At 54.4% G+C, this 26,385-nt stretch carries 25 protein-coding genes; 4 read left to right on the forward strand and 21 right to left on the reverse strand.

What is annotated here, in order from left to right:
• The first annotated feature begins 102 nt into the window (after positions 1 to 102).
• Together FFB58_RS21295 and FFB58_RS21300 are read left to right on the forward strand one after the other, a co-directional pair.
• Positions 103 to 849: a 4'-phosphopantetheinyl transferase gene (locus FFB58_RS21295; RefSeq protein WP_039032228.1), complete on the forward strand. Its 747-nt coding sequence runs from the start codon at positions 103 to 105 to the stop codon at positions 847 to 849.
• A 38-nt stretch (positions 850 to 887) separates the two neighbouring features.
• A complete protein-coding gene (locus tag FFB58_RS21300) occupies positions 888 to 1,454 on the forward strand; it encodes an NADPH-dependent FMN reductase (protein ID WP_039032227.1) in 567 nt (188 codons plus the stop codon).
• A gap of 114 nt (positions 1,455 to 1,568) precedes the next feature.
• Here FFB58_RS21300 and adeP read toward each other — a convergent pair whose 3' ends face one another.
• Positions 1,569 to 2,903 (reverse strand): adenine permease AdeP, encoded by a 1,335-nt coding sequence (gene adeP, locus FFB58_RS21305; protein WP_138370942.1) that lies wholly within the window; start codon positions 2,901 to 2,903, stop codon positions 1,569 to 1,571.
• Positions 2,904 to 3,072: 169 nt separating this feature from the next.
• On the opposite strand from adeP, the gene yieH reads away from it, so the two are divergent.
• Entirely contained in the window at positions 3,073 to 3,738 is a 666-nt protein-coding gene (gene yieH, locus FFB58_RS21310; RefSeq protein ID WP_039032225.1) for a 6-phosphogluconate phosphatase, read from the forward strand.
• Positions 3,739 to 3,828: 90 nt separating this feature from the next.
• Here the strand turns inward: yieH and phoU are convergent, their stop codons facing one another.
• The 7 genes from phoU to glmU form a co-directional block, all read right to left on the reverse strand.
• A complete protein-coding gene (gene phoU / locus FFB58_RS21315; protein WP_039032224.1) occupies positions 3,829 to 4,554 on the reverse strand; it encodes a phosphate signaling complex protein PhoU in 726 nt (241 codons plus the stop codon).
• Positions 4,555 to 4,568: 14 nt separating this feature from the next.
• The gene (gene pstB, locus FFB58_RS21320; protein WP_039032223.1) at positions 4,569 to 5,342 is read right to left on the reverse strand and encodes a phosphate ABC transporter ATP-binding protein PstB; all 774 of its coding nucleotides are present in this window, start codon (positions 5,340 to 5,342) and stop codon (positions 4,569 to 4,571) included.
• Positions 5,343 to 5,389: 47 nt separating this feature from the next.
• Positions 5,390 to 6,280, reverse strand: a complete 891-nt coding sequence (gene pstA, locus FFB58_RS21325; RefSeq protein WP_039032222.1) for a phosphate ABC transporter permease PstA — start codon at positions 6,278 to 6,280, stop codon at positions 5,390 to 5,392.
• Entirely contained in the window at positions 6,280 to 7,239 is a 960-nt protein-coding gene (gene pstC, locus FFB58_RS21330; protein WP_032615515.1) for a phosphate ABC transporter permease PstC, read from the reverse strand. The genes pstA and pstC overlap by 1 nt, the downstream gene beginning before the upstream one ends.
• Positions 7,240 to 7,367: 128 nt before the next feature.
• Entirely contained in the window at positions 7,368 to 8,408 is a 1,041-nt protein-coding gene (gene pstS / locus FFB58_RS21335) for a phosphate ABC transporter substrate-binding protein PstS (protein ID WP_039032221.1), read from the reverse strand.
• A 300-nt stretch (positions 8,409 to 8,708) separates the two neighbouring features.
• Positions 8,709 to 10,538, reverse strand: coding sequence for a glutamine--fructose-6-phosphate transaminase (isomerizing) (glmS, locus tag FFB58_RS21340; protein ID WP_039032220.1), 1,830 nt, complete (start codon positions 10,536 to 10,538; stop codon positions 8,709 to 8,711).
• Positions 10,539 to 10,727: 189 nt separating this feature from the next.
• Positions 10,728 to 12,095, reverse strand: a complete 1,368-nt coding sequence (gene glmU, locus FFB58_RS21345) for a bifunctional UDP-N-acetylglucosamine diphosphorylase/glucosamine-1-phosphate N-acetyltransferase GlmU (protein WP_039032219.1) — start codon at positions 12,093 to 12,095, stop codon at positions 10,728 to 10,730.
• 343 nt (positions 12,096 to 12,438) lie between these two features.
• On the opposite strand from glmU, the gene FFB58_RS21350 reads away from it, so the two are divergent.
• Positions 12,439 to 14,529, forward strand: a complete 2,091-nt coding sequence (locus FFB58_RS21350; protein WP_138370943.1) for a right-handed parallel beta-helix repeat-containing protein — start codon at positions 12,439 to 12,441, stop codon at positions 14,527 to 14,529.
• Positions 14,530 to 14,869: 340 nt separating this feature from the next.
• Here the strand turns inward: FFB58_RS21350 and FFB58_RS21355 are convergent, their stop codons facing one another.
• From FFB58_RS21355 to asnC, 13 genes are all read right to left on the reverse strand, one after another.
• Positions 14,870 to 15,289: a F0F1 ATP synthase subunit epsilon gene (locus FFB58_RS21355; protein WP_039032217.1), complete on the reverse strand. Its 420-nt coding sequence runs from the start codon at positions 15,287 to 15,289 to the stop codon at positions 14,870 to 14,872.
• 20 nt (positions 15,290 to 15,309) lie between these two features.
• The gene (atpD, locus tag FFB58_RS21360; RefSeq protein WP_039032216.1) at positions 15,310 to 16,692 is read right to left on the reverse strand and encodes a F0F1 ATP synthase subunit beta; all 1,383 of its coding nucleotides are present in this window, start codon (positions 16,690 to 16,692) and stop codon (positions 15,310 to 15,312) included.
• A gap of 26 nt (positions 16,693 to 16,718) precedes the next feature.
• A complete protein-coding gene (gene atpG, locus FFB58_RS21365; RefSeq protein ID WP_039032215.1) occupies positions 16,719 to 17,582 on the reverse strand; it encodes a F0F1 ATP synthase subunit gamma in 864 nt (287 codons plus the stop codon).
• Between the two features lie 50 nt (positions 17,583 to 17,632).
• Complete coding sequence (gene atpA / locus FFB58_RS21370) at positions 17,633 to 19,174, reverse strand: F0F1 ATP synthase subunit alpha (RefSeq protein ID WP_039032214.1); 1,542 nt, start codon at positions 19,172 to 19,174, stop codon at positions 17,633 to 17,635.
• A gap of 12 nt (positions 19,175 to 19,186) precedes the next feature.
• Positions 19,187 to 19,720, reverse strand: a complete 534-nt coding sequence (gene atpH / locus FFB58_RS21375) for a F0F1 ATP synthase subunit delta (RefSeq protein WP_039032213.1) — start codon at positions 19,718 to 19,720, stop codon at positions 19,187 to 19,189.
• A gap of 14 nt (positions 19,721 to 19,734) precedes the next feature.
• Complete coding sequence (gene atpF / locus FFB58_RS21380; protein WP_032615498.1) at positions 19,735 to 20,205, reverse strand: F0F1 ATP synthase subunit B; 471 nt, start codon at positions 20,203 to 20,205, stop codon at positions 19,735 to 19,737.
• A 52-nt stretch (positions 20,206 to 20,257) separates the two neighbouring features.
• A complete protein-coding gene (gene atpE, locus FFB58_RS21385) occupies positions 20,258 to 20,497 on the reverse strand; it encodes a F0F1 ATP synthase subunit C (protein WP_000429386.1) in 240 nt (79 codons plus the stop codon).
• A 49-nt stretch (positions 20,498 to 20,546) separates the two neighbouring features.
• A complete protein-coding gene (gene atpB, locus FFB58_RS21390) occupies positions 20,547 to 21,362 on the reverse strand; it encodes a F0F1 ATP synthase subunit A (protein WP_039032212.1) in 816 nt (271 codons plus the stop codon).
• A gap of 8 nt (positions 21,363 to 21,370) precedes the next feature.
• Complete coding sequence (atpI, locus tag FFB58_RS21395; protein WP_039032211.1) at positions 21,371 to 21,751, reverse strand: F0F1 ATP synthase subunit I; 381 nt, start codon at positions 21,749 to 21,751, stop codon at positions 21,371 to 21,373.
• Positions 21,752 to 22,366: 615 nt separating this feature from the next.
• Complete coding sequence (rsmG, locus tag FFB58_RS21400; RefSeq protein ID WP_138370944.1) at positions 22,367 to 22,990, reverse strand: 16S rRNA (guanine(527)-N(7))-methyltransferase RsmG; 624 nt, start codon at positions 22,988 to 22,990, stop codon at positions 22,367 to 22,369.
• Positions 22,991 to 23,095: 105 nt separating this feature from the next.
• On the reverse strand, positions 23,096 to 24,985 hold the full coding sequence (mnmG, locus tag FFB58_RS21405) for a tRNA uridine-5-carboxymethylaminomethyl(34) synthesis enzyme MnmG (RefSeq protein ID WP_138370945.1): 1,890 nt from the start codon (positions 24,983 to 24,985) through the stop codon (positions 23,096 to 23,098).
• A gap of 373 nt (positions 24,986 to 25,358) precedes the next feature.
• Positions 25,359 to 25,808: an FMN-binding protein MioC gene (gene mioC, locus FFB58_RS21410; protein WP_039032208.1), complete on the reverse strand. Its 450-nt coding sequence runs from the start codon at positions 25,806 to 25,808 to the stop codon at positions 25,359 to 25,361.
• 90 nt (positions 25,809 to 25,898) lie between these two features.
• A complete protein-coding gene (gene asnC, locus FFB58_RS21415; protein ID WP_032615488.1) occupies positions 25,899 to 26,357 on the reverse strand; it encodes a transcriptional regulator AsnC in 459 nt (152 codons plus the stop codon).
• Positions 26,358 to 26,385 lie beyond the last annotated feature (28 nt).

Genomic DNA, 26,385 nt, shown 5'->3' on the forward strand with positions numbered 1-26,385 from the left:
AAACTTCCATTACCCCCATTTAGCCATTAAAACAGTAAGCAAGTTAAGCGATAATCATGTAACCGTTTAACCTGACGACTAACCATTATCATGGAGTGAAAAATGGCTACGCATTTTGCAAGAGGGACGCTGACCGAGGGATGGGTGGTTTCGACCAGGCTCTCGCCATCCTGCCACAACGAAGCGCGAAAGCTTCCTGAACATCGTCGAATACGTTTTTTGGCCTCCCGGGCGCTGCTCGCGGAGCTGATGTTTATGCTGTACGGCACCAGCGAGCTGCCGGAAGTGATTACCGAACCAGAGGGTCGCCCGGTGTTTGCCGATCCAGAGCTTCCCCGTTTTTCCATTGCCTATGCCGGCAATATCGTGGGCCTGGTGCTGACCACCGAGGGCGACTGCGGTCTGGATATGGAGCTGCAGCGAACCATTCGCAGCCTGGATGGTACCCACGCGCATGACACCTACCCGCTGTCCAGCAACGAGAACTTATGGGTGCGTAATCAGAACGACCCCAATGAAGCCAGAGCGCAGCTGATTACCCTGCGCCAGTGCATCCGTAAGCTGTCAGGCGAGGCCAACGACTGCGCCAGCCTGCTGCAACTGTTACCGGGCTCCGGTCGTCTGCGGGCCTCCAGAGCCGCGCAGGTCGAAGCCTTAAGCGACGCCGAAGACGTGCTGATCTGGTCGATTGCCGTCACCCCGGCCATTGAAAGACTAAAAATCTGGGAGTTCGACGGCCGCCTTGGATGGCAAAGCCTGCCGGACGTTCCCGCCCGCGCCAACGAACCGGCGGCTCGCCTGATGCGGCTGACCAGTCTACCGGCGGAAAAAGCGATTATCCTCACCTGACCCTTCAGCAGGGCCATCATGATGAAGAAGGAGTAGTGATGTCTGATACGTTGAATGTTGTTACGTTACTGGGAAGCCTGCGCAAGGGTTCATTTAACGGGATGGTTGCCCGCACCCTGCCGAAGCTGGCACCTGAGGGGATGGAAATTACCGCCCTGCCGTCGATCGGTGATATTCCGCTGTACGACGCGGATGTGCAGCAGGAAGAGGGATTCCCGGCTGCGGTAGAAGCGCTGGCAGAGCAGATCCGTCAGGCAGACGGCGTGGTGATTGTCACCCCGGAATACAACTATTCCGTGCCGGGTGGCCTGAAGAACGCCATTGACTGGCTCTCTCGCCTGCCGGAACAGCCGCTGGCGGGTAAACCGGTGCTGATCCAGACCAGCTCAATGGGGGCTATCGGCGGCGCGCGTTGCCAGTATCACCTGCGTCAGATCCTGGTGTTCCTGGATGCGATGGTGATGAACAAGCCGGAGTTTATGGGCGGTGTGATTCAGAACAAGGTCGACCCACAGACGGGTGAAGTTGTTGACCAGAGCACGCTGGATCATCTGAGCGGCCAGCTGAGCGCATTCGGGAAGTATATTCAGCGGGTTAAAGCGTAAGGTGGGTTCGAGGTAAGGGGTGGGTGCGGCCTGATGCCCTCACCCCCGGCCCTCTCCCACAGGGAGAGGGTGCAAACACTAAAAACAGCAACTTACGTTGCTGTTTTGCTTTTGTTAAGCATCAATAAACGCAATCTTCAGAATGAACAGCAGCGCAACGACCATCACGCACGGGCTGATTTCGCGCCAGCGTCCGGTCCCCGCCTTCATCACACAGTAAGAGATAAAGCCCAGCGCAATCCCTTCGGTAATGGAGAAGCTGAACGGCATCATTACCGCGGTAATAAAGGCCGGAACCGCTTCGGTCAGGTCATCCCACTTCACGCGCGCCAGGCTGGAGGTCATCAGCACGCCCACGTAGATCAGCGCACCGGCGGCAGCGTATGGCGGCACCATACCGGCCAGCGGGGAGAGGAAGATCACCAGCAGGAACAGCAGGCCAACAACCACCGCGGTCAGACCGGTACGGCCACCGACAGAAACCCCGGAAGAAGATTCGATGTAGGCGGTTACAGAGGATGTACCGATAAAGGAGCCGGTCACGGAGGAGATACTGTCCACGAACAGCGCCTGCTTCATGCGCGGGAATTTGCCTTTTTCATCCGCCAGACCGGCTTTGTCAGTCACGCCAATCAGCGTACCGGAGGAGTCAAACAGGTTCACCAGCATGAAGGAGAAGATCACTCCAGCCAGACCCAGGTTCAGCGAGCCCGCCAGATCGACATGGCCAATCACCGTGGTGACGCTCGGCGGCGCGGAGACGATGCCGTTATAGTGCACGTCGCCCAGCATCCAGCCCAGCAGGGTGGTGACAATAATCGACACCAGCACCGCCGCGTGGATATTACGCGAGGCCAGAATAGCGATGATGAAGAAGCCCAGCACGCCCAGCAGCACGCTGTGGGAGGTCAGTTTACCGATGCTGACCAGCGTTTCCGGGTTCGCCACGATCACACCGGCGTTTTTCAGTCCCATCATGCCGATGAACAGGCCGATACCGCTGGTGATGCCCACGCGCAGGCTGACCGGGATATTGGCAATCATCCAGTAACGCACGCGGAAAATGGTCAGGATCAGCAGACCGACGGCGCCCCAGAAGATAGCGCCCATGCCCACCTGCCACGGCAGGCCCATCGCCTGAACCACGACGAAGGCGAAGAAGGCGTTCAGACCCATCGCCGGTGCCAGCGCAACCGGCAGGTTAGCGAACAGCCCCATCAGGATGCTGCCGAAGGCGGCGATAAGACAGGTAGTCACGAAGACGGCGCTGGTATCCATGCCAGCAACGCCCAGAATTTGTGGGTTCACGAAAACGATATAGACCATCGTCAGGAAGGTAGTGAAACCGGCGATCACTTCGGTGCGTGCCGTCGTGCCGTGTTCGCGCAGTTTAAACACGCGCTCAAGCAAACCCGCGCCAGAAGACTGGGTAGTGTGTTGTTGACTCATCATCTATTTCCGAACAAGGAGGGAAAATCCGTCGCTATCCTATACCAAAATGCGACAATAAGGGCGGTTGAGAGGCACTTTTTTTCATTGAATTTGCTTATACGGCAACGATTGCGTCTCAACGTTATGTAGTACGTAAACGTTAAACTTGTTAAAAAAAGGGAAATGCATGTCTCAGATTGAAGCGGTATTTTTCGACTGCGACGGTACGCTGGTCGACAGTGAGGTCATCTGTTCCCGGGCGTATGTCACCATGTTCCAGGAATTTGGTATCACGCTCGATCTCGAAGAGACGTTCAAACGCTTTAAGGGCGTGAAGCTCTACGAGATCATCGACATCATCAACGCTGAACACGGCGTTAGCCTCGCGAAAGCGGATCTGGAGCCTGTTTACCGCGCCGAGGTCGCACGCCTTTTCGACTCCGAACTGGAAGTCATCGCAGGTGCGAACACCCTGCTGGATGCCATGGCGGTGCCGATGTGCGTGGTCTCTAACGGCCCGGTCAGCAAAATGCAGCACTCCCTTGGCAAGCTGCAGATGCTGCACCATTTCCCGGAAAAACTGTTCAGCGGTTACGATATCCAGCGCTGGAAGCCGGATCCGGCGATGATGTTCCATGCGGCGAAAGCGATGAACGTCAACGTGGAGAACTGCATCCTGGTGGATGACTCCAGCGCAGGCGCGCAGGCGGGGATCGCCGCAGGCATGGAGGTATTCTACTTCTGTGCCGATCCGCACAACCCGCCGCTCGACCATCCAAAGGTCACTGTCTTCACCGAGCTGGCGCAGCTGCCGGAACTGTGGAAAGCGCGCGGCTGGAATATCACCCGCTAAAAAAACAAAGCCGGATAGCGTTAGCGCTTATCCGGCCTGTGAATGATGTCAGCCCGGTTAGCGCAGCGCCGCCGGGCATGTTAAAGCAAGTTACTCTTTCGGATCTTTGCCCGCGAGCATTTTATCCAGTTCATCCCCGCCAACGTGACGGAAATCCTGCCCCTTCACGAAATAGAAGATGTATTCGCAGATGTTCTGGCAACGGTCACCGATACGCTCGATAGAGCGAGCGCAGAACAGCGCGGTCAGTACGCTTGGAATGGTGCGCGTATCTTCCATCATGTAAGTCATCAGCTGACGCACAATGCCCTCATATTCCTGGTCGACTTTCTTGTCTTCGCGGTAAATACGCACCGCTTCATCCAGATCCATACGCGCAAAGGCATCCAGCACGTCATGCAGCATCTGCACGGTGTGGCGGCCCAGCGACTCCAGGCTCACCAGCAGCGGCTGGTGCTGCTGGGAGAATTTTTCCAGCGCAGTACGGCAGATTTTGTCCGCCACGTCGCCAATACGTTCCAGCTCGGCGATGGTTTTGATGATCGCCATAACCAGACGCAGGTCGCTCGCCGTTGGCTGACGCTTGGCGATGATGCGCACGCAGGCCTCATCGATAGCGACTTCCATCATGTTGACGTTTTTGTCGCCTTCCACCACGCGCTTCGCCAGCTCGCTGTCCTGGTTGTGCATCGCGGTGATCGCGTCAGAGAGCTGCTGCTCTACCATACCGCCCATGGTCATCACCTGGGTGCGGATACTTTCCAGCTCGGCGTTAAACTGGCCGGAAATGTGTTTATTAAGATTGAGATTATCCATTGCGCACTCCTGAATCAGCCGTAGCGTCCGGTGATGTAGTCTTCTGTTTGTTTCTTCGCAGGCTTGGTGAACAGGTCGTCCGTTTTACTGAACTCAATCAACTCGCCCAGGTACATAAATGCAGTGTGGTCGGAACAACGGGCAGCCTGCTGCATGTTGTGCGTCACGATCACCACGGTGTAATCCGCTTTCAGCTCGGTGATCAGCTCTTCGATACGCCCGGTGGAGATCGGGTCCAGCGCTGAGCACGGCTCATCCAGCAGCAACACTTCAGGACGGATAGCGATACCGCGCGCAATGCACAGACGCTGCTGCTGACCACCGGAGAGAGAGTACCCGCTCTGGTGAAGTTTATCTTTGGTTTCGTTCCATAATGCGGCCTTGGTCAATGCCCACTGCACGCGCTCATCCATATCGGCGCGGGAGAGCTTCTCAAACAGGCGCACACCAAAAGCGATGTTGTCATAAATGGACATCGGGAACGGCGTCGGTTTCTGGAACACCATACCCACTTTCGCGCGCAGCAGGGCGATATCCTGGGTATTGGTGAGAATGTTGTCGCCATCCAGCAGGATTTCGCCTTCGGCACGCTGCTCCGGATAGAGCGAATACATTTTGTTAAAGGTACGCAGCAGCGTGGACTTACCGCAGCCAGACGGACCGATAAACGCCGTTACCTGGTTTTTGGCAATATCCAGATTGATGTTCTTCAGGGCATGGAACTTACCGTAGTAAAAGTTCAGATCACGAACCGAAAGAATACCCGGGGCAGTATCAACCATACTCATTGACTCATTTCCTCATCCGGCGCCGCAGAGTGCCACGCCGTCAATAATTAACCGTGTTTCTTCTTCGCGAAAATCACGCGCGCCAGAATGTTCAGTAACAGTACGCACAGGGTAATAATCAGTACCCCGGCCCAGGCCAGTGACTGCCATTCGGCAAACGGGCTCATCGCAAATTTAAAGATCGTCACCGGCAGGTTGGCGATCGGCTGCATCATGTCCGTGCTCCAAAACTGGTTGGAGAGCGCGGTGAAGAGCAGCGGGGCCGTTTCACCGGCGATACGGGCAACGGCCAGCAGCACGCCTGTCAGGATCCCCGAGACGGAGGCTTTCAGGGTGATGGCAGAAATCATCTTCCACTTTGGCGTGCCCAGCGCGTAGGCCGCTTCACGCAGGCTGTCCGGCACCAGTTTCAACATGTTCTCGGTGGTACGGATGACGATAGGCACCTGCAGCAGCGCCAGCGCAATCACGCCCGCCCAGCCGGAGAAGTGTTCCATCTGCGCCACTACGATGGTGTAAACGAACAGGCCGACCACAATCGATGGGGCAGAGAGCAGGATGTCGTTGATGAAACGAATCACCTCCGCAATCCAGGATTTACGGCCGTACTCCGCCAGATAAATCCCCGCCATGATGCCAAGCGGCGTGCCGAAGACGGTCGCCCAGAGGATCAGCAGGCCGCTGCCCGCCAGGGCGTTAGCCAGACCGCCACCCGCCGTATTCGGCGGCGGCGTCATCTCGGTGAACAGCGCCAGGGACATACCGTCGATACCGCGCGTCACCGTGGAGAACAAAATCCAGATCAGCCAGAACAGACCAAATGCCATGGTTGCCATGGAGAGCGTCAGGGCGAGGCGGTTTTTCATGCGGCGTTTAGCCTGCATTTTGCGGCGAGATTCCGCCAGCGCCACGGTATTTTGCATTTCGAGCGTAGCCATCAGCGTGCCCCCTCATTTTTCGCCAGGCGCATGATCATCACTTTAGAGATCGCCAGAACGATGAAGGTGATAACAAACAGAATTAAGCCCAGCTCCATCAGCGCAGCAACGTGCAGGCCGGATTCCGCTTCGGCGAATTCGTTAGCCAGCGCCGAGGTGATGCTGTTACCCGGCATATAGAGCGAGGCGCTGTCGAGCTGGTAGGTATTACCGATGATAAAGGTCACCGCCATGGTTTCACCCAGCGCCCGACCCAGACCCAGCATAATGCCGCCGATCACCCCATTTTTGGTGAACGGCAGGACGATACGCCAGATAACTTCCCAGGTGGTGCAGCCGATACCGTAGGCCGACTCTTTCATCATCACCGGGGTCTGTTCAAAGACATCGCGCATAACCGCCGCAATGTACGGAATAATCATGATGGCGAGGATCACGCCTGCCGCCAGGATGCCGATACCGAAAGCCGGACCGGAGAACAGGGCGCCCACGAACGGGATAGCGGAAAGGACGTTGCCCACCGGCTCCTGGAAGTAGGTTGCAAACAGCGGGGCAAAAATAAACAGGCCCCACATGCCGTAAACGATACTTGGGATCGCCGCCAGCAGCTCAATGGCGATACCGAGCGGACGCTTCAGCCAGTTCGGCGCCAGTTCGGTCAGGAACAGGGCGATACCGAAGCTCACCGGCACTGCAATCAGCAGGGCGATAAACGAGGTGACCAGCGTGCCGTAGATCGGCACCAGCGCACCGTAGATATCGTTCGGCGCATCCCACTCTTTGGTCCACAGGAAGGAGAAACCAAATTTCTGGATGCTCGGCCAGGAGGAGAAAATCAGGGACACGATAATGCCGCCCAGCAGCAATAGCACAATCAGCGCAGCCAGTTTTACCAGCGCGCTGAAAATCATGTCACCTTTTTTACCCGGAGGGTTAAATGCAGGCTTGGTTGCAGCCATAAATTACTCTTCTGTTTGAGACGTCTTACGAATATGCCCGGCGGCGCTGGCGCTTACCGGGCCTACAGTCGGAACCATAGGGCGGGTTAGCGTTAGCGCCACCCGCCATCTTCGTCAAAAATATCCTGTTAGTACAGCGCTTTACCGCTGCTGTCTTTCACGTTGGTTTTCCATGCAGCACGAATCTGCTCAACCACGCTGTCCGGCAGGCTGGCGTAGTCCAGGTCATTAGCCTGTTTGCCGCCGTTTTTGTATGCCCAGTCGAAGAACTTCAGCACTTCAGCACCCTGCTCTGGCTTCTTCTGATCTTTGTGGACCAGGATGAAGGTGGTAGAGGTGATTGGCCATGCGTCTTCGCCTTTCTGGTTCGTCAGATCCTGAGCGAAAGATTTGCTCCAGTCAGCGCCTTTGGCAGCGTTAGCAAAGTTCTCTTCGGTCGGGCTGACAGGTTTGCCGTCGGCAGAAACCAGTTTGGTGTAGGCCAGGTTGTTCTGCTTGGCGTAAGCGTATTCTACGTAGCCGATTGAGCCAGGCAGACGCTGTACGAACGCGGCGATACCGTCGTTACCTTTACCGCCCAGACCGGTCGGCCAGTTAACGGTAGAGCCAGAACCGACTTTGGATTTCCACTCTTCGTTCACTTTCGCCAGGTAGCTGGTGAAGACGAAGGAGGTACCGGAGCCGTCAGCACGACGAACCACAGCGATGTTCTGCGAAGGCAGTTTCACGCCCGGGTTCAGTTTAGTGATGGCTTCGTCATCCCATTTTTTGATTTTGCCGAGGTAGATATCACCCAGGGTTTTGCCATCGAGCACCAGCTCGCCGGACTTCAGGCCAGGGATATTCACCGCCAGCACAACACCACCGATAACGGTCGGGAACTGGAACAGGCCTTCCTGCGTCAGTTTTTCATCAGACAGCGGAGCGTCAGATGCGCCGAAATCAACGGTATTTGCGGTAATTTGTTTAACGCCACCGGAGGAGCCGATACCCTGGTAGTTCACCTTGTTACCAGTCTCTTTCTGGTAGGTGTCAGCCCATTTGGCATACACCGGCGCAGGGAAGGTTGCACCAGCGCCAGTCAGGCTTGCCTCTGCAAACACAGAGAACGCGCTCATCGATAAGGTCGCGGCGACAACAGTTGCGACAGTGGTACGCATAACTTTCATAATGTCTCCTGCAAGATTTTCGTAAATCGTTGTTTAGTGGCTACGATGAGCAAAATAGGACAAAGAGGTGACAGATAAATGTACGAATTATGACAGTTTTATGACAGCGAGAATTTCGCTTTGGGAATATTAAAATAACTTTTTAATATCAGTATCTTGAGCATCATTATGACATTAAGATTTCAGAAAAATTTTCTTTCTGTGACACTGAAAAAGTTAGCTGAAGATGACAGTTTGTCATTAAAAAAGGCGGGATAAAGCGGATAAAAAAGCTCCACCCAAAGGTGGAGCCTGAAGGGATTACTCTACGGTCACGGACTTCGCCAGGTTACGCGGCTGGTCGACGTCGGTGCCTTTGATCAGCGCGACGTGGTAGGCCAGCAGCTGCAGCGGAACGGTATAGAAGATTGGCGCAATCACCTCTTCCACATGCGGCATCTCGATGATGTGCATGTTGTCGCTGCTGGTAAAGCCGGCATCGCTATCGGCGAAGACATACAGCACACCGCCACGGGCACGCACTTCTTCGATGTTGGACTTCAGTTTTTCCAGCAGTTCGTTATTCGGTGCCACAACAATAACCGGCATATCCGCGTCGATCAGCGCCAGCGGGCCGTGTTTCAGCTCGCCTGCCGCATAGGCTTCTGCGTGGATATAGGAGATCTCTTTGAGCTTCAGCGCGCCTTCCAGGGCAATCGGATACTGATCGCCACGTCCGAGGAACAGAGCGTGATGCTTGTCGGAGAAATCTTCCGCCAGGGCTTCAATGCGCTTATCCTGAGAGAGCATCTGCTCAATACGGCTTGGCAGCGCCTGCAGACCATGAACGATGTCATGCTCAATCGCCGCATCCTGGCCTTTCAGACGGGCCAGTTTCGCCACCAGCATCAGCAGTACCGTCAGCTGGGTGGTGAACGCTTTGGTGGAGGCCACGCCGATTTCGGTGCCGGCTTTGGTCATCAGCGCCAGGTCGGATTCACGCACCAGCGAGGAGCCCGGCACGTTACAGATTGCCAGCGAGCCCAGATAACCCAGCTCTTTAGACAGACGCAGCGCCGCCAGGGTATCAGCTGTTTCGCCGGACTGAGACAGGGTGATCATCAGGCTGTTACGACGCACGGCCGATTTGCGATAGCGGAATTCAGAGGCGATCTCCACATCACAGGGTACGCCAGCCAGGGCTTCGAACCAGTAGCGGGAAACCATACCGGAGTTGTAGGAGGTGCCGCAGGCCACGATCTGAATGTGCTCAACGTTTGCCAGCATTTCGTTGGCGTTAGCGCCCAGCTCGCTCAGATCCACTTCACCGTGGCTGATGCGCCCGGTCAGGGTGTTTTTGATGGCGTTCGGCTGTTCGTAAATCTCTTTCTGCATGTAGTGACGGTAAGCGCCTTTGTCGCCCGCGTCGTACTGCAGGTTGGATTCGATATCCTGACGTTTTACCGGCGCGCCAGATTTATCAAAGATTTTAACGTCGCGACGGGTCACTTCCGCAATATCGCCCTCTTCCATGAAGATAAAGCGACGGGTCACCGGCAGCAGCGCCAGCTGATCGGAAGCGATAAAGTTCTCACCCATCCCCAGACCAATCACCATAGGGCTGCCAGAGCGGGCTGCCAGCAGGGTGGACGGATCGCGGCTGTCCATGATCACGGTGCCGTAGGCGCCGCGCAGCTGTGGGATAGCACGCAGTACGGCTTCACGCAGCGTACCGCCCTGCTCCAGCTCCCAGTGAACCAGGTGGGCGATCACTTCGGTGTCGGTTTCAGAGACGAAGGTATAACCACGCTCGGTAAGCGCTTCGCGCAGCGGTTCGTGGTTTTCAATGATGCCGTTATGCACCACCACAATGTGTTCAGAGACGTGCGGGTGCGCGTTGCCTTCCGAAGGTTCACCGTGGGTCGCCCAGCGGGTATGGGCAATGCCTGTGCCACCGTGCAGCGGGTTCTCTTCTGCGGCCTGCGCCAGCATGTTTACTTTACCGAGGCGACGCAGACGGGTCATATTCCCTTCTGCATCCACCACTGCCAGACCGGCAGAGTCATAACCACGGTATTCCAGACGACGTAACCCTTCGAGAAGGATTTCAGCAATATCACGCTGCGCGACTGCGCCAACAATTCCACACATAGTTAGATTTCCTGATTTTGGCATTATGCCATGCGTTGTCGCTGACCTGTTTTGCCCGTTTTACGGGCGCCCCGAGCCTTGTAGAGAGTGGGGTTATATTTTTAGTTACTGCTTTTGGGCGGGGGATTATGTTATCCCCTCAACCCTGTCTGCCTGATGCAGCTACGCCTTATCAGGCTTACAAAAATCTTACTTCTTCAACGGACGTTTCCAGCCCTGCTTGTGCACCTGCGGCACACGGCTGAGCACCAGTTCGTTATCCGCCACATTGCGGGTGACGGTGGTCCCGGCGGCAATGGTGACCCCTTTACCGATGGTCACTGGCGCCACCAGCTGGGAATCTGAACCCACAAACACGTCGTCACCGATGATGGTCTTAAACTTGTTCGCGCCATCGTAGTTACAGGTGATGGTGCCCGCGCCAATATTAACGTTGTCGCCGATCTCCGCATCCCCCAGATAGGTCAGGTGCCCGGCTTTGGAGCCTTTGCCCAGACGCGCTTTTTTCATTTCAACGAAGTTGCCGACGTGTGCGCCTTCCAGCAGCTCAGCGCCCGGACGCAGACGGGCGAACGGCCCAATGGTGCAAGCGGCTTCCAGATGGGCATCTTCCACCACGCTGTACGGGCTGATTTCGCAGTCATCGCCAATCACGCTGTTTTTGATCACGCAACCAGTACCGATTTTGACGCGGTTACCCAGCGTTACGTTGCCTTCCAGAATAACGTTAGTATCGATTTCGACGTCGCGCCCGTGGTTAAGCACCCCACGCAGATCGAAACGCGACGGATCGCGCAGCATAACCCCAGCCAGCAGCAGTTTTTCAGCCTGCTCGGACTGGTAAATACGTTCAAGACGGGAAAGCTGGAGGCGGTTATTCACGCCGTCCGTTTCGCTGATGCGCGCCGGATGAACGGCAACGATCTCACGCCCTTCCTGATACGCCATCGCGATGATATCGGTGATGTAGAACTCGCCCTGGGCGTTGTTATTGTTCAACTGCGACAGCCAGCGCTTCATGTCTGCGCCGTTGGCGATCAGAATACCGGTGTTAATTTCCTGGATTTCACGCTGCGCATCGGTGGCATCTTTATGCTCGACAATGCCCGTCACTTTGCCGTTTTCACGCGTGATACGGCCATACCCGGACGGATCGTCCAGCTTGACGGTCAGCAGACCAATGCCGCCCTGCGGCTTCGCGGCACGCAGGCGAACCAGCGTCTCGACGGAGATCAGCGGCACGTCGCCGTAGAGCATCAGAATGTCTTCGTCGTCGGAGAAGAACGGGGCAGCCTGCTGCATGGCGTGGCCGGTACCCAGCTGTTCAGCCTGCAGCACCCAATTGAGCTTGTCATCACGCAGCGTCTGCTTCAGCAGATCGCCGCCGTGGCCGTAAACCAGATGCACCTGGCTCGCGCCCATTTCATTAGCGGCATCAATAACATGCTGCACCATCGCTTTCCCTGCCAGGGTGTGCAGCACTTTAGGAAGATCGGAATACATGCGGGTGCCTTTGCCTGCGGCAAGAATGACCACGCTCATTGCAGTGTTCAACATACACGTCCTGACTGTAATTTGAGTGAAAAGTAAAACCCTTTGGCGTTGAAAATTCTACATATTTTGCGCCATAAAATGGAGTGGCGGTAAAGCGCGCAATGTCGCCTGCTTCGGGCGTTATAAAGGTTCTTTTTACCGCAAATTAAGGGGCTTTGCCTGTGAAATATAGCCTCCTTTAGCGAAGTCTCCAGCCCTCACAACACGTTAGTGATTTTTTCGTAGCAGAAATAAAGCCTTCCGTAACCAAAACGCTGTTTTAATTATCGAAATGTGTGACGCGTAAAAAAGAAACACCGTTTTATTCTGATAATAATAGCGCTCAATTATTACTCAGGAGAATAAGATGAAGTCTACAATACCTCTGGCCCTGATGATGTGTAGCGCCTTTTCCGCGATGGCAACGGAACAACCGCATGTCTGGAAAGCCATTGCCTTTGGGCAATCAACGGATCTGAATTTTTCCTCGAACGTCCTGCCCGAAAAAATCGGCACTAACGATGTCACCATCGACGGGAAAAAGCTTTCCGTGCAGGAGAGCGCCGATCTGACAAAAGCCATTACCCTGGAAAGTCGGGGCGGCAAAATCGCCAACTCCCACGACGGATTAACCTTTTTCTATACCGAGTTACCTGCGAGCGAGAATTTCGTGTTGCAGGCCAATATTCGGGTCGACCAGTTTGGACCGGAGAACGGCGCAAAACCCGCCGCGCAGGAAGGCGCCGGGTTGCTGGTACGCGATGTCCTCGGCAACCCGCGTCAGGAGCCGTTGAAAACCGGCTATGAAGAGTTCCCGGCGGCATCGAACCAGGTGATGAACGCCATCATGACCCAGGATAAAAAAGATCATCAGCGGGTGAAGCTGCAGGCCATCACCCGGGAGGGGATCAGCCATCCCTGGGGAGATGCCGGGGCCGCGATTAAAAAACAGAGTTACAAGGAAGAGGTGGACCTGAGCCAGACACCAGAGTTTCGTCTCAAACTCCAGCGAACCGACGACGGGTTTATTACCGCCTGGGCTCCGCTGGACAGCGACGCCTGGGTCAGCAAGAGCGTGCCGCGCGCCGACCTGATTTCGGTGCAAAATAAGGATCACTATTACGTCGGCTTCTTTGCGTCCCGCAATGCCAAAATTACGGTGACTAACGCCTCGCTGACCACCACCAGCGCCCATACCGTGCCTTCCGCGCCCTGGCAGGCAGAGCCGCTGCCGGTCGTGGTGCAGCTGGCGTCCGGCACCGTGAGTACTTCGCCAGATTATCTGCTGCAGGCACGCGCCAATGAGGACGGGGTATTCAGCGTAAGACAAAACGAAGTGGTGATCGGTAATGAGAAAGCGGTGAAAGCGGGTGAGATGTACACCCTGCCAGCCCGCGTCGAGCAGACCAGCACCTTTACGCTGACCTTCACCCCTGCTGACGGAAAATCCGTAAATCAGCAACTTACCGTGGAACGCGTTGCGGACAGAGATACGACGCTCCTGTATGCCGCCCCGGAAGGCAAAGCAGATGCGAAAGGCACAGCCGATGCGCCACTGGATCTCGCCACCGCCATCACGCTGGTGGCGCCCGGCGGCAAACTGATGCTGAAAAGCGGCGATTACCCGCGCAGCGAAATCCCGCTCTCTGCCAGCGGCACCCGCGACAAGCTCAAAACGCTGGAGGCTGACGGGAAAGCGGTGATCCACGGTCTGCTGCTGGATGCCAGCTACTGGCATATCAAGGGTATCGACGTCACCGGGAAAAGCCTGCGCGTCCAGGGCAGCCATAACCTGATCGAGCGCGTCACGGCATACCGCAATGACGACACCGGGATCCAGATCTCCTCTCCGGAGAAGATCGGCCGGCCACTATGGGCGAGCTACAACCGGGTCGTGGATTCCGAATCTTATGCCAATGAGGATCCCGGCAAGATTAACGCCGATGGCTTTGCGGTGAAGATGCGGGTCGGGGAAGGCAACCGGCTGGAGCGTTGCTATGCCCACGATAATATCGACGACGGTTTTGATCTGTTCAACAAGATTGAAGATGGCGCAAACGGCGTGGTGGTGATCGAGAACTCGGTGGCCAGCAATAACACCAGTAACGGCTTTAAGCTCGGCGGGGAAGGGCAGCCGGTGGCGCACCAGATCCGCAACAGCAAAGCCACGGGCAATCACCTGGACGGTTTCACCGATAACTTTAACCCCGGCAAGCTGGTGGTGGAGAACAACATCGCTGTGGATAACCAGCGCTTCAACTATATCTTCCGCCCGAGCCCGTACGGAGATGTCTCAACCCAGGGAATCTTTACCGGCAACCTGTCGATTCGTAATAAGCCAGGCGAGTATGACGATGCGGTGGTGGGAACCGTTGATAACACCAACTACTTTATTGCGAAGGGTAAAAGCGTGAACAGTGACGGGAAGGAACTGGATAAAACGCAGGTAAAAATGTAATCGCCAGAGAGGCGCTTCGCTTATCACACTACGGTAAGCGTGGCGCCACCCGGCATATCAGCACTTAGTTATTGAACGTACCGAAAGAGACGTTCATGTTGCTGAAAAGGGCGATGATTTTGTTGATGGTTTTCATGATGGCATCCTGATATTTTTGGAGTTCAGTTATGTGACATTCATCACAAAACGAAGTCTACTCCTGACCATTTCGCCGATCAATCTTTTTGTGACATAAATCACAAAATAATAAAACATCGTTTTAGTTTCAGGTTTAGTGAAACGGAACCATAAAAAAAGCCAGTCTGGAGACCAGACTGGCTTTCGTACTTTCAAGCCGGTGTTACATCGCTTTTTTGGTCAACTCGATAACGCGCAGTTTCGCGATCGCTTTGGCCAGCTCTGCAGACGCCTGAGCGTAATCCACGTCGCCATGAGAGCTCTTAATGTGCTCTTCTGCTTTACGCTTCGATTCCAGAGCTCGCGCTTCGTCGAGATCCTGGCCACGAATTGCGGTATCAGCCAGTACGGTCACGCTGCCAGGCTGCACTTCAATAATGCCGCCAGACAGATAGATAAACTCTTCATGACCGAACTGTTTAACGATGCGGATCATACCAGGCTTAATGGCGGTGAGCAGCGGGGCGTGACCCGGGAAAATACCCAGTTCACCTTCGCTACCCGTTACCTGGATTTTCTCGACCAGACCAGAGAACATTTGTTGCTCTGCGCTGACAACGTCCAGGTGGTAAGTCATTGCCATATCACCCTCCGATTAAGGCGTTAAAGTTTTTTGGCTTTTTCCACGGCTTCGTCGATGGAACCCACCATATAGAACGCCTGCTCCGGCAGGTGATCGTATTCGCCTTCCATGATGCCTTTAAAGCCACGGATGGTGTCTTTCAGCGCAACGTATTTGCCCGGGGAACCGGTAAATACTTCTGCTACGAAGAACGGCTGGGACAGGAAGCGCTGGATCTTACGCGCACGTGCTACCACCAGTTTGTCTTCTTCAGACAGTTCATCCATACCCAGGATGGCGATGATGTCTTTCAGTTCCTGATAACGCTGCAGCAGGGACTGTACGCCACGCGCGGTGTCGTAGTGTTCCTGACCAACGACCAGAGGATCCAGCTGACGGCTGGTGGAGTCCAGCGGGTCAACGGCCGGGTAGATACCCAGAGACGCGATCTGACGGCTCAGTACCACGGTTGCATCTAAGTGAGCAAAGGTGGTTGCTGGAGATGGGTCAGTCAGGTCATCCGCAGGTACGTATACCGCCTGAACGGAGGTAATAGAACCGGTTTTGGTAGAGGTGATACGTTCCTGAAGAACACCCATCTCTTCCGCCAGCGTTGGCTGATAACCTACCGCAGAAGGCATACGACCCAGCAGTGCGGATACTTCCGTACCGGCCAGGGTATAACGGTAGATGTTGTCAACGAACAGCAGTACGTCACGACCTTCGTCACGGAACTTCTCAGCCATGGTCAGACCGGTCAGCGCAACGCGCAGACGGTTTCCTGGTGGCTCGTTCATCTGGCCGTAAACCAGGGATACTTTGTCCAGAACGTTGGAGTCGGTCATTTCGTGGTAGAAGTCGTTACCCTCACGAGTACGCTCACCCACGCCTGCAAACACGGAGTAACCGGAGTGCTCGATCGCGATGTTACGGATCAGCTCCATCATGTTTACGGTTTTACCTACACCCGCACCACCGAACAGACCAACTTTACCGCCCTTCGCAAACGGACACATCAGGTCGATAACTTTGATGCCGGTTTCCAGCAGTTCCTGAGAGCTTGACAGCTCTTCGTAGGAAGGTGCTGCGCGGTGGATAGCCCAACGCTCTTCTTCGCCGATATCGCCTTTCATGTCGATCGGCTGACCCAGGACGTTCATGATACGACCCAGGGTTGCTTTACCTACTGGTACTTCGATTGGGTGTTCGAGGTCTTTAACTTCCAGACCACGACGCAGACCGTCGGAAGAACCCATGGCGATGGTACGCACGATACCGCCGCCGAGCTGCTGCTGAACTTCCAGCACCAGGCTCTCATTACCATTCTGAACCTCAAGAGCATCGTACACGCGCGGTACGGCATCCTGAGGGAATTCGACGTCAACCACGGCGCCGATTACCTGGACAATTTTTCCAGTAGCCATCTTGAATCCTCTACGAATTAACCTGGTTATACCGCGGATGCACCACCGACGATCTCGGTGAGTTCCTGAGTAATGCTGGCCTGACGAGCTTTGTTGTATACCAACTGCAGCTCTTTAATCAGGCTGCCGCCATTGTCGGTCGCGGCTTTCATCGCCACCATACGTGCGGCCTGCTCGCTGGCCAGGTTTTCTACCACGCCCTGATAAACCTGGGATTCAACATAACGACGCAGCAGGGTATCCAGCAGCGGTTTTGGATCCGGTTCATACAGGTAATCCCAGGATTTATGCTTCAACTCTGGCTCGTCTGACGCCGGTAACGGCAGCAGCTGAGTGAGGGTCGGAGCCTGAGACATGGTGTTAATAAATTTGTTGCTGACAACGTACAGCCTGTCCAGACGGCCTTCATCATAGGCCTGCAACATCACTTTAACCGGGCCGATCAGTTCGGACAGGGACGGGTTATCACCCATACCGGTCACCTGGGCGACAATATTGCCACCTACGGAATTAAAGAAAGAGACGCCCTTAGAGCCGATCATCGCGATATCGCTCTGAACGCCTTTATCGGACCAAGCTTTCATATCCGCCAGCAGCTTTTTGAACAGGTTAATGTTCAAGCCGCCGCACAAACCACGGTCGGTCGACACCACCAGGTAGCCCACGCGCTTAACGTCGCGTTCTTCCAGGTAAGGGTGCTTATATTCCAGATTACCGCTCGCAAGGTGACCAATCACTTTGCGCATGGTATCTGCATAAGGACGGCTGGCCGCCATACGCTCCTGCGATTTACGCATTTTGGAAGCGGCGACCATCTCCATCGCTTTAGTGATCTTTTGCGTGTTCTGGACGCTTGCGATCTTACTACGTATCTCTTTTGCGCCGGCCATGAGCTTCTCCTCAATGCCTTGCGGTCTGCCCTAAGACAGACCGCCAGACGTTACCAGGACTGGGTTGCTTTGAAGGAATCGAGCAGGCTCTTCAGCTTGCCTTCGATTTCGTCGTTATAGCCACCGGACTGGTTAATCTCTTGCATCAGTGAAGCATGGTCACGGTCAGCGTAAGCCAGCAGAGCGGCTTCGAAGCTACCGATTTTCGCCAGTTCTACATCCCCCAGATAACCACGTTCTGCTGCGAACAGTACCAGACCCTGCTGTGCGACTGACATCGGGGCATACTGTTTCTGTTTCAGCAGTTCGGTCACTTTCTGACCGTGGTCAAGCTGTTTACGGGTTGCATCGTCAAGGTCGGATGCAAACTGGGAGAACGCTGCCAGTTCACGATACTGTGCCAGCGCGGTACGGATACCACCGGACAGTTTCTTGATGATCTTGGTCTGCGCTGCACCACCAACACGGGATACGGAGATACCCGGGTTAACCGCCGGACGAATACCGGAGTTAAACAGGTTGGTTTCCAGGAAGATCTGACCATCGGTAATGGAGATTACGTTGGTCGGAACGAACGCAGAAACGTCACCCGCCTGGGTTTCAATGATTGGCAGGGCGGTCAGAGAACCGGTTTGGCCTTTCACTGCACCTTTGGTGAAGTTCTCAACGTATTCCGCGTTAACGCGGGATGCACGCTCCAGCAGACGGGAGTGCAGATAGAATACGTCGCCCGGGAATGCTTCACGTCCTGGTGGACGACGGAGCAGCAGGGAAACCTGACGGTAAGCAACGGCCTGTTTAGACAGGTCATCATAAACGATCAGTGCATCTTCACCGCGGTCACGGAAGTATTCGCCCATTGCGCAACCGGCATACGGTGCCAGGTATTGCAGTGCAGCAGATTCAGAAGCGGTCGCCACAACAACGATGGTGTTGGACAGCGCGCCGTGCTCTTCCAGTTTACGAACCACGTTAGAAATGGTGGACGCTTTCTGGCCGATAGCCACGTACACACATTTGATGCCGGAATCGCGCTGGTTGATGATCGCATCGATTGCCATCGCGGTTTTACCGGTCTGACGGTCACCGATGATCAGCTCACGCTGGCCACGGCCGATTGGGATCATGGCGTCGACGGATTTATAACCGGTCTGAACCGGCTGGTCGACGGACTGACGGTCGATTACGCCTGGTGCGATAACTTCGATTGGCGAGAAGCCATCATTATCAACCGGACCTTTACCGTCGATTGGTGCACCCAGGGTGTTCACCACGCGACCCAGCAGGCCACGGCCAACTGGAACTTCAAGAATACGGCCAGTACACTTAACCTTCATGCCTTCGGCGAGGTCAGCATACGGACCCATCACAACTGCACCTACGGAGTCGCGCTCCAGGTTCAGTGCGATAGCGTAACGGTTACCCGGCAGGGAGATCATTTCACCCTGCATACAATCGGCCAGGCCGTGGATGCGGATAACACCGTCGCTTACAGAAACAATAGTACCTTCGTTGTGAGCTTCACTCACAACACTGAACTGAGCAATGCGCTGCTTGATCAGTTCGCTGATTTCGGTGGAATTCAGTTGCATGCTCCAGTCCCCTTAAGACTGCAAGACGTCTGCAAGGCGCTCAAGACGGCCGCGTACGCTGCCATCAATGACCATATCACCCGCTCGGATGATTACGCCCGCCATTACAGACTTATCGATATTGCAATTCAGCTTCACTTTGCGTGACAGACGTTTTTCCATCGCGGCGGTGATTTTCGCAAGCTGTTCGTTACTCAGTTCAGTCGCAGAAGTTACATCAACTTCAACGGTGGCTTCACTGAGGGCACGCAGGTGCTCGAACTGCTCGAGAACATCCGGGAGCGCTTTCAGACGACCATTTTCAGCCATTACCCGAATCAGGTTCTGGCCGTTGGCGTCCAGCTGCTCACCGCAAATGGCGATGAACGAATCGGCGAGGGTTACAGGCGCCAGGGCGCCAGAAAGCATCTCAGCCATGTGTTCGTTTTTCGTTACCTCAGCGGCAAACGCCAGCATGTTCTGCCAGCGATCGACATTTTGGTGTTCGATAGCAAAGTCAAAAGCTGCTTTGGCGTAGGGGCGAGCTACCGTAACAAATTCAGACATCAGCCCCTCCCTCCTTACAGTTCAGCGACAAGTTTGTCCACGATGTCGCTGTTAGCAGCTTCATCCACGGAACGTTCGATGATCTTCTCGGCGCCAGCAACAGCCAGAATCGCGACCTGCTTACGCAGCTCTTCGCGAGCACGTTTACGCTCGGCATCAATTTCTGCCTGCGCTTGTGTCACGATTTTAGTACGTTCCTGTTCTGCTTCAGCTTTCGCTTCGTCCAGGATCTGAGAACGACGTTTGTTCGCCTGCTCGATGATTACCTGGGCTTCCGCTTTCGCTTTTTTCAGCTGGTCGGTCGCGTTGGCCTGTGCAAGGTCCAAATCTTTCTTAGCGCGTTCTGCAGAAGCCAGACCGTCAGAAATTTCTTTCTGACGTTTTTCGATGGCAGCCATTAAAGGCGGCCATACATACTTCATGCAGAACCAGACAAAGATAACAAACGCGATGGCCTGGCCGAGGATTGTTGCGTTCATGTTCACAGCACAATACCTCTTTAAATTTACAACTGTGGCTTAGGGTTTAAACGACTTACTACGCGACAGCAAACATCACGTACAGACCCAGACCTACAGCGATCATCGGGATAGCATCCACCAGACCCATAACGATAAAGAACTGAGTACGCAGCAGAGGAATCAGATCCGGTTGACGCGCTGCGCCTTCCAGGAATTTGCCCCCGAGGATGCCGATACCGATCGCAGCACCGATAGCCGCCAGACCCATCATCACAGCGGCAGCCATGTACAGCAGATCCATATTCAGGTTTTCCATGACAGTCTCCAGTTTGTTTCAGTTAAAACGTAGTAGTGTTGGTAAAGAATCAGTGCTCTTCAGACGCCATCGACAGATAGACGATCGTCAGAACCATGAAGATAAAGGCTTGCAGCGTAATGATCAGGATGTGGAAAATGGCCCATGGCACATTCAGAACCCACTGTGACCACCACGGCAGAAGACCCGCGATCAGAATGAAAATCAGCTCACCCGCATACATGTTGCCGAACAGTCGCAGACCGAGGGAAATCGGTTTGGACAGCAGGCTAACGCCTTCCAGGATCAGGTTGACCGGAATAAACGCCCAGTGGTTGAACGGCTGCAAGGTAAGCTCTTTCACGAAGCCGCCTACGCCTTTCATTTTGATGCTGTAGAAAAGAATCAGGATGAATACGCCCAGTGCCATAGACAGGGTGATGTTCACGTCAGCAGACGGCACCACACGCAGGGCAGGCAGACCGAAGATATGCTCGCCGATAAACGGCAGCAGGTCGATCGGCAGCAGGTCCATCAGGTTCATCAGGAAGACCCAGACAAAGACGGTCAGCGCCAGCGGTGCAATCACCTTGCTCTTGCCGTGGTACATGTCTTTGACGCTACCGTGGACGAAGCCAATGATCATTTCGATGAACGTCTGGAATTTCCCTGGAACGCCGCTGGTCGCACGTTTCGCAACGCCGCGGAAAATGGCCAGGAACAACAGACCCAGTACCACCGAGAAGAACATGGAGTCGATATTAATCGTCCAGAAGGTGGCTGGGGGGTTATGCGGATCCACCAGCGAGAATGTACGTAAGTCCAACTGAAGGTTGTTCAGATGGTGACTTATGTAATCCTGCGGCGTCATATTTTCTGAAGCCATGATGCCTTTTACCCTTTGTTATTGATTACAGCTGGCGCCAGAATTTGTACCACCAGCACCAAAACCCACGTCACTATCAGCGGCAAAAATACCACTTTAAAAACCGCCAGCGCCACCACCAGAAGGGCAAAGGTCAGCAACACCTTACACACTTCGCCGAGGGCGAAGGACCAGGCCACGCGGCCTTTGGCAGGTGTATGCGCCTGATGACGCCAGGCAAAAATCATAAACAACATGTTTGGCACAACCACTGCCAAACCTCCGCTTACCGCAGAGATGCCCCAGAAGGGGTCTTTGAGGCAGAACAGCAATCCGCTTGCTATCACCGCCAGAAACTGAATGAACAGAAGCTTACGAGCAACGTTTCGACTCAAGAGCGACACTGACATCACGTTTTTACTCCTGCTCACTTCGAGGTATGTCGCGTGTCGTATAAAACGTCCTTTAGGGCTCAGAGTCAAGCAGCAAAAAGCGGACAAATTATACGGTGCGTCCCCGTGATTTCAAACAATAAGTAGCGAAAAGGTGAATAAATGTTTAAATATTTTTCCCCGGCGCTATTTCTTAACTTTTCGACAAACGAAGAATGAGACGTGAAAACTGCAAACAACGCGGAAACGTTGACGATAAAGCGTGCACGAGATCACAAAATACACATTTACGATAAGGTCGAATAAATCAAAGCAGTAAATCGTTATATTTCATCTTTTTGATATTAAAGATTAATTTCAGCAACTATTCTCAAAACAGCCCTGTATACAACAAAAACCTTTTATTGACATTTTTAATAAATATTTAACATTACAATCTGGTTACTCTGACCTACTTTTAGCAAGCTGATATTTTCATGGTTTATTATATTTTGGGTTAACTACAGGCCCTGGTTAACCCAAAGAAAATCCATAGTAAAAAAGCGGTTAAATTAGTGCTGTTTATTTCTTAGCCTGCCGCGTAATTTTTAACATACTAAGAACAGCACAAATTCCACATTTTTTATTATATTTTTAAAAATTGTTTGGCTTAACTATCACCAGATGACGCTCACCTTCCAGCTGCGGAACGTACAATTTGATCGCGTCCTCAACCACAAAGCCTTCAGGCATCTGCGCAATCTCATCTTCCGGTAACACGCCTTTCAGGGCATAAAAGCGACCATTTTCCGCAGGCAGGTGCTTACACCAGCTAATCATGTCATCAAGTGAGGCAAAGGCCCGGCTGATCACGCCGTCAAACGGCGGCTCGGCGGGAAACTCCTCTACCCTGCTCTGCACCGGATGAATATTTTCCAGCTTCAGCTCATGCTGAACCTGGCGCAGGAAGCGTACGCGCTTACCCAGGCTGTCCAGCAGCGTGAAATGGCTCTCAGGACGCACGATAGAGAGCGGAATGCCAGGCAGGCCCGGACCAGTACCCACATCAATAAAACGCTCCCCTTTGAGATGTGGCGCCACCACGATGCTGTCGAGGATGTGACGAATCAGCATCTCGTTCGGGTCACGAACCGAGGTGAGGTTATAGGCCTTGTTCCATTTGTTCAGCATGTCGACATACCCCACCAGCTGATTTTTCTGGTGATCGGTGAGCGAAATACCGGCTTGATCCAGCAGTCGAGTGAGTTTGTTGAGCACGGTGAATACCTGTTGAGATAGGTGTTGGCGGGTGGCGCTACGCAGACCCGCCCTACGGAGTTCTGTAGGCCCGGTAAGCTCAGCGCCAGCGGGCAATTTTACACATTATGCGCTGCGGCGCAGCATACCCTGTTTTTTCAGCCACACCAGCAGAATGGAGATAGCCGCAGGCGTGACGCCTGAAATACGCGACGCCTGGCCGATGGACGACGGTTTATGGTCATTCAGCTTGGCGATCACTTCGTTGGAGAGGCCGTTAACCAGGCGGTAATCCAGCGTGGCCGGCAGGATCGTGCTCTCGTTACGCTGCTGCTTCTCGATCTCATCCTGCTGACGGGCGATATAGCCTTCGTATTTCACCTGGATTTCAACCTGCTCAGCAGCCTGAACGTCCTCCAGACCCGGCGCGAATGGCGTCATCTGGATCAGCTGGTCGTAGGTCATTTCCGGACGACGGAGCAGATCTTCCCCGCTGGCTTCACGCGACAGCGGCGCAGACAGGTGAGCATTCACTTCGTCTACAGACTCGGCAGTTGGGTTGACCCAGGTCGACTTCAGGCGCTGACGTTCGCGCTCGATGTTCTCCAGCTTCTCGTTGAAACGCGCCCAGCGGGCATCGTCCACCAGACCCAGCTCGCGACCGATTTCGGTCAGGCGCAGGTCGGCGTTATCTTCACGCAGCATCAGACGATATTCCGCGCGAGAGGTAAACATGCGATACGGCTCTTTGGTACCGAGGGTGCAGAGGTCGTCCACCAGCACGCCCAGGTAAGCCTGAGAACGACCCGGCGCCCAGCCCTCTTTCTCGGCAGAGAAGCGGGCGGCGTTCAGACCGGCCAGCAGTCCCTGCGCGGCGGCCTCTTCGTAACCGGTGGTGCCGTTGATCTGGCCCGCGAAGAACAGCCCCTGGATAAATTTGCTCTCCAGGGTCGGCTTCAGGTCGCGCGGATCGAAGAAGTCATACTCAATGGCATAGCCCGGACGGACGATCTTCGCATTTTCCATCCCCTGCATGGAGCGGACGATCTGCATCTGCACGTCGAACGGCAGGCTGGTGGAGATACCGTTCGGGTAGATCTCGTTGGAGGTCAGCCCTTCCGGCTCCAGGAAGATCTGGTGCTGGTTACGATCGGCAAAGCGCATCACTTTGTCTTCGATCGACGGGCAGTAACGTGGGCCGATCCCTTCGATCACACCGGCATACATCGGGCTGCGATCGAGGTTACTGCGGATCACGTCATGGGTTTTCTCGTTGGTGTGCGTGACATAGCACGGCACCTGACGCGGGTGTTGATCCACGTTGCCCATGAACGAGAAGACCGGCATCGGGTTATCACCGTGCTGTTGAGCCAGCACGCTGAAATCGATAGTACGGGCGTCGATACGCGGCGGCGTACCGGTTTTCAGGCGGCTGACGCGCAGCGGCAGCTCGCGCAGACGGCGCGAAAGCGGAATAGACGGCGGATCGCCAGCACGGCCACCGCTGTAGTTGTCCAGTCCAATATGAATTTTGCCATCGAGGAAAGTCCCGACGGTCAGCACGACGGCTTTGGCACGGAACTTCAGACCCATCTGGGTCACGGCGCCGACAACACGATCGTTTTCAACAATCAGATCCTCAACCGCCTGCTGGAAGATCATCAGGTTAGGCTGGTTCTCCAGTGCGGTACGTACGGCCTGGCGATAGAGCACGCGGTCGGCCTGAGCCCGGGTCGCACGAACGGCGGGGCCTTTGCTCGCGTTTAGTATCCTAAACTGGATGCCCGCATGATCGATCGCGGTTGCCATCAGGCCGCCAAGTGCATCCACTTCTTTTACCAGGTGTCCTTTCCCAATGCCGCCAATCGCCGGATTACAGGACATCTGTCCTAGCGTGTCGATATTGTGTGTCAAAAGCAGGGTCTGTTGACCCATTCGCGCCGCGGCCATTGCGGCCTCGGTGCCTGCATGACCCCCGCCAATGATGATGACGTCAAAAGGATCCTGATAAAACATGGTGGTCTGCCTCGCGTAAAGCGGTAAGAAAATGGATTGAAGCCCGGGCCGTGGATTCTACTCAACTTTAGTCGATCGAGAAAGCACTGGGATCCTGGCTATTAAAAAGAAGATCTTTTTATTTAGAGATCTGTTTTATTGTGATCTCTTATTAGGATCGCGGGTTTCTGTGGATAAGCCGGATCTCCCAAAGAAGATCATGTGCTTAGAGAGGATCGTTTGCTGTGAATGATCGGTGATCCTGCAACGTATAAGCTGGGATCAGATCGCGATGTTATACACAGCACAAAAAGTAATCAAGGGTTGTTCTTGGGATAACTACCGGTTGATCCAAGGTTTTAACCAGAGTTATCCACATCTGATCGCACGATCTTTAATCGTTTTTGAGTAAATTTTTCCATTCAGCCAGCCAAAGTTCCGCTGGATCTTCCGGAATATCATGATCGAGGATGTTGATCTTCAGCGTTTCACCGATCTGTTGAGCCCCACAGGACTTCAGTTCGGTCTCAACCTTCTCAACCGCACCGCAGAAGGTATCGTACTCCCGGCTGCCAATGCCGATGGCGCCAAAGCGGACGTTCGCCAGGTCAGGCTGCTGCTCTTTTAACTCTTCATATAAAGGAAGAAGGTTATCCGGAAGATCGCCCGCGCCGTGCGTGGAGGTGATCAACAGCCAGATCCCGTCGAGCGGGAGATCCTCTAATAACGGTCCGTGCAGCGTTTCAGTAGAAAAGCCTGCGTCTTCCAGCTTTTCGGCCAGGTGTTCCGCGACATATTCAGCGCCGCCAAGGGTGCTGCCGCTAATAAGAGTAATGTCCGCCATTGATCGCTCGCTCAGATAAACAGGCGAACATTGTACGCTGTGAGCGAGCTGGGATCTACCTGTGGAAAATGTGGTAATTATTTTGCCCTGTTACGGGCGGATGGTACGCATGATCGGGTTCTGCAGGGAGATCAACGTCTCGGTGGACTGAATTTCATCGATTGTTTGGATCTTGTTGATAAGTACCTGCTGCAGGGCGTCGATCGATCGGCACATCACCTTAATAAAGATGCTGTAGTGGCCGGTGGTGTAGTAAGCCTCGGTCACTTCATCCAGCGCGTTCAGCTTCGCCAGTGCGGAAGGATAGTCTTTGGCGCTCTTGAGGATAATGCCAATAAAGCAGCAGACATCGTAACCCAGCTGTTTCGGGCTGACGTCGATATGGGCACCGGTGATGATTCCCGCCTGCTTCATCTTCTCTACGCGCACGTGAATGGTTCCTGGGCTGACGCCAAACTGTTTGGCCAGTTCGGCGTAGGCGGTACGGGCATTAGCCATCAGGGCCTCGAGAATGCCGCGGTCCAGATTGTCGATCTGATAATTTTCCATAGCTTTTTCTTATGAAGATTAATGAATC

The organism is Enterobacter sp. MF024, from assembly GCF_005843915.1.
Classification (GTDB): Bacteria; Pseudomonadota; Gammaproteobacteria; order Enterobacterales; family Enterobacteriaceae; genus Enterobacter; species Enterobacter barmai.

Bases quoted from the DNA above. Each gene is read 5' to 3' on its own strand.
- FFB58_RS21295 (WP_039032228.1), top strand. From the start codon at position 103: ATGGCTACGCATTTTGCAAGAGGGACGCTGACCGAGGGATGGGTGGTT.
- FFB58_RS21300 (WP_039032227.1), top strand. From the start codon at position 888: ATGTCTGATACGTTGAATGTTGTTACGTTACTGGGAAGCCTGCGCAAG.
- adeP (WP_138370942.1), bottom strand. From the start codon at position 2,903: ATGAGTCAACAACACACTACCCAGTCTTCTGGCGCGGGTTTGCTTGAG.
- yieH (WP_039032225.1), top strand. From the start codon at position 3,073: ATGTCTCAGATTGAAGCGGTATTTTTCGACTGCGACGGTACGCTGGTC.
- phoU (WP_039032224.1), bottom strand. From the start codon at position 4,554: ATGGATAATCTCAATCTTAATAAACACATTTCCGGCCAGTTTAACGCC.
- pstB (WP_039032223.1), bottom strand. From the start codon at position 5,342: ATGAGTATGGTTGATACTGCCCCGGGTATTCTTTCGGTTCGTGATCTG.
- pstA (WP_039032222.1), bottom strand. From the start codon at position 6,280: ATGGCTACGCTCGAAATGCAAAATACCGTGGCGCTGGCGGAATCTCGC.
- pstC (WP_032615515.1), bottom strand. From the start codon at position 7,239: ATGGCTGCAACCAAGCCTGCATTTAACCCTCCGGGTAAAAAAGGTGAC.
- pstS (WP_039032221.1), bottom strand. From the start codon at position 8,408: ATGAAAGTTATGCGTACCACTGTCGCAACTGTTGTCGCCGCGACCTTA.
- glmS (WP_039032220.1), bottom strand. From the start codon at position 10,538: ATGTGTGGAATTGTTGGCGCAGTCGCGCAGCGTGATATTGCTGAAATC.
- glmU (WP_039032219.1), bottom strand. From the start codon at position 12,095: ATGTTGAACACTGCAATGAGCGTGGTCATTCTTGCCGCAGGCAAAGGC.
- FFB58_RS21350 (WP_138370943.1), top strand. From the start codon at position 12,439: ATGAAGTCTACAATACCTCTGGCCCTGATGATGTGTAGCGCCTTTTCC.
- FFB58_RS21355 (WP_039032217.1), bottom strand. From the start codon at position 15,289: ATGGCAATGACTTACCACCTGGACGTTGTCAGCGCAGAGCAACAAATG.
- atpD (WP_039032216.1), bottom strand. From the start codon at position 16,692: ATGGCTACTGGAAAAATTGTCCAGGTAATCGGCGCCGTGGTTGACGTC.
- atpG (WP_039032215.1), bottom strand. From the start codon at position 17,582: ATGGCCGGCGCAAAAGAGATACGTAGTAAGATCGCAAGCGTCCAGAAC.
- atpA (WP_039032214.1), bottom strand. From the start codon at position 19,174: ATGCAACTGAATTCCACCGAAATCAGCGAACTGATCAAGCAGCGCATT.
- atpH (WP_039032213.1), bottom strand. From the start codon at position 19,720: ATGTCTGAATTTGTTACGGTAGCTCGCCCCTACGCCAAAGCAGCTTTT.
- atpE (WP_000429386.1), bottom strand. From the start codon at position 20,497: ATGGAAAACCTGAATATGGATCTGCTGTACATGGCTGCCGCTGTGATG.
- atpB (WP_039032212.1), bottom strand. From the start codon at position 21,362: ATGGCTTCAGAAAATATGACGCCGCAGGATTACATAAGTCACCATCTG.
- atpI (WP_039032211.1), bottom strand. From the start codon at position 21,751: ATGTCAGTGTCGCTCTTGAGTCGAAACGTTGCTCGTAAGCTTCTGTTC.
- mnmG (WP_138370945.1), bottom strand. From the start codon at position 24,985: ATGTTTTATCAGGATCCTTTTGACGTCATCATCATTGGCGGGGGTCAT.
- mioC (WP_039032208.1), bottom strand. From the start codon at position 25,808: ATGGCGGACATTACTCTTATTAGCGGCAGCACCCTTGGCGGCGCTGAA.
- asnC (WP_032615488.1), bottom strand. From the start codon at position 26,357: ATGGAAAATTATCAGATCGACAATCTGGACCGCGGCATTCTCGAGGCC.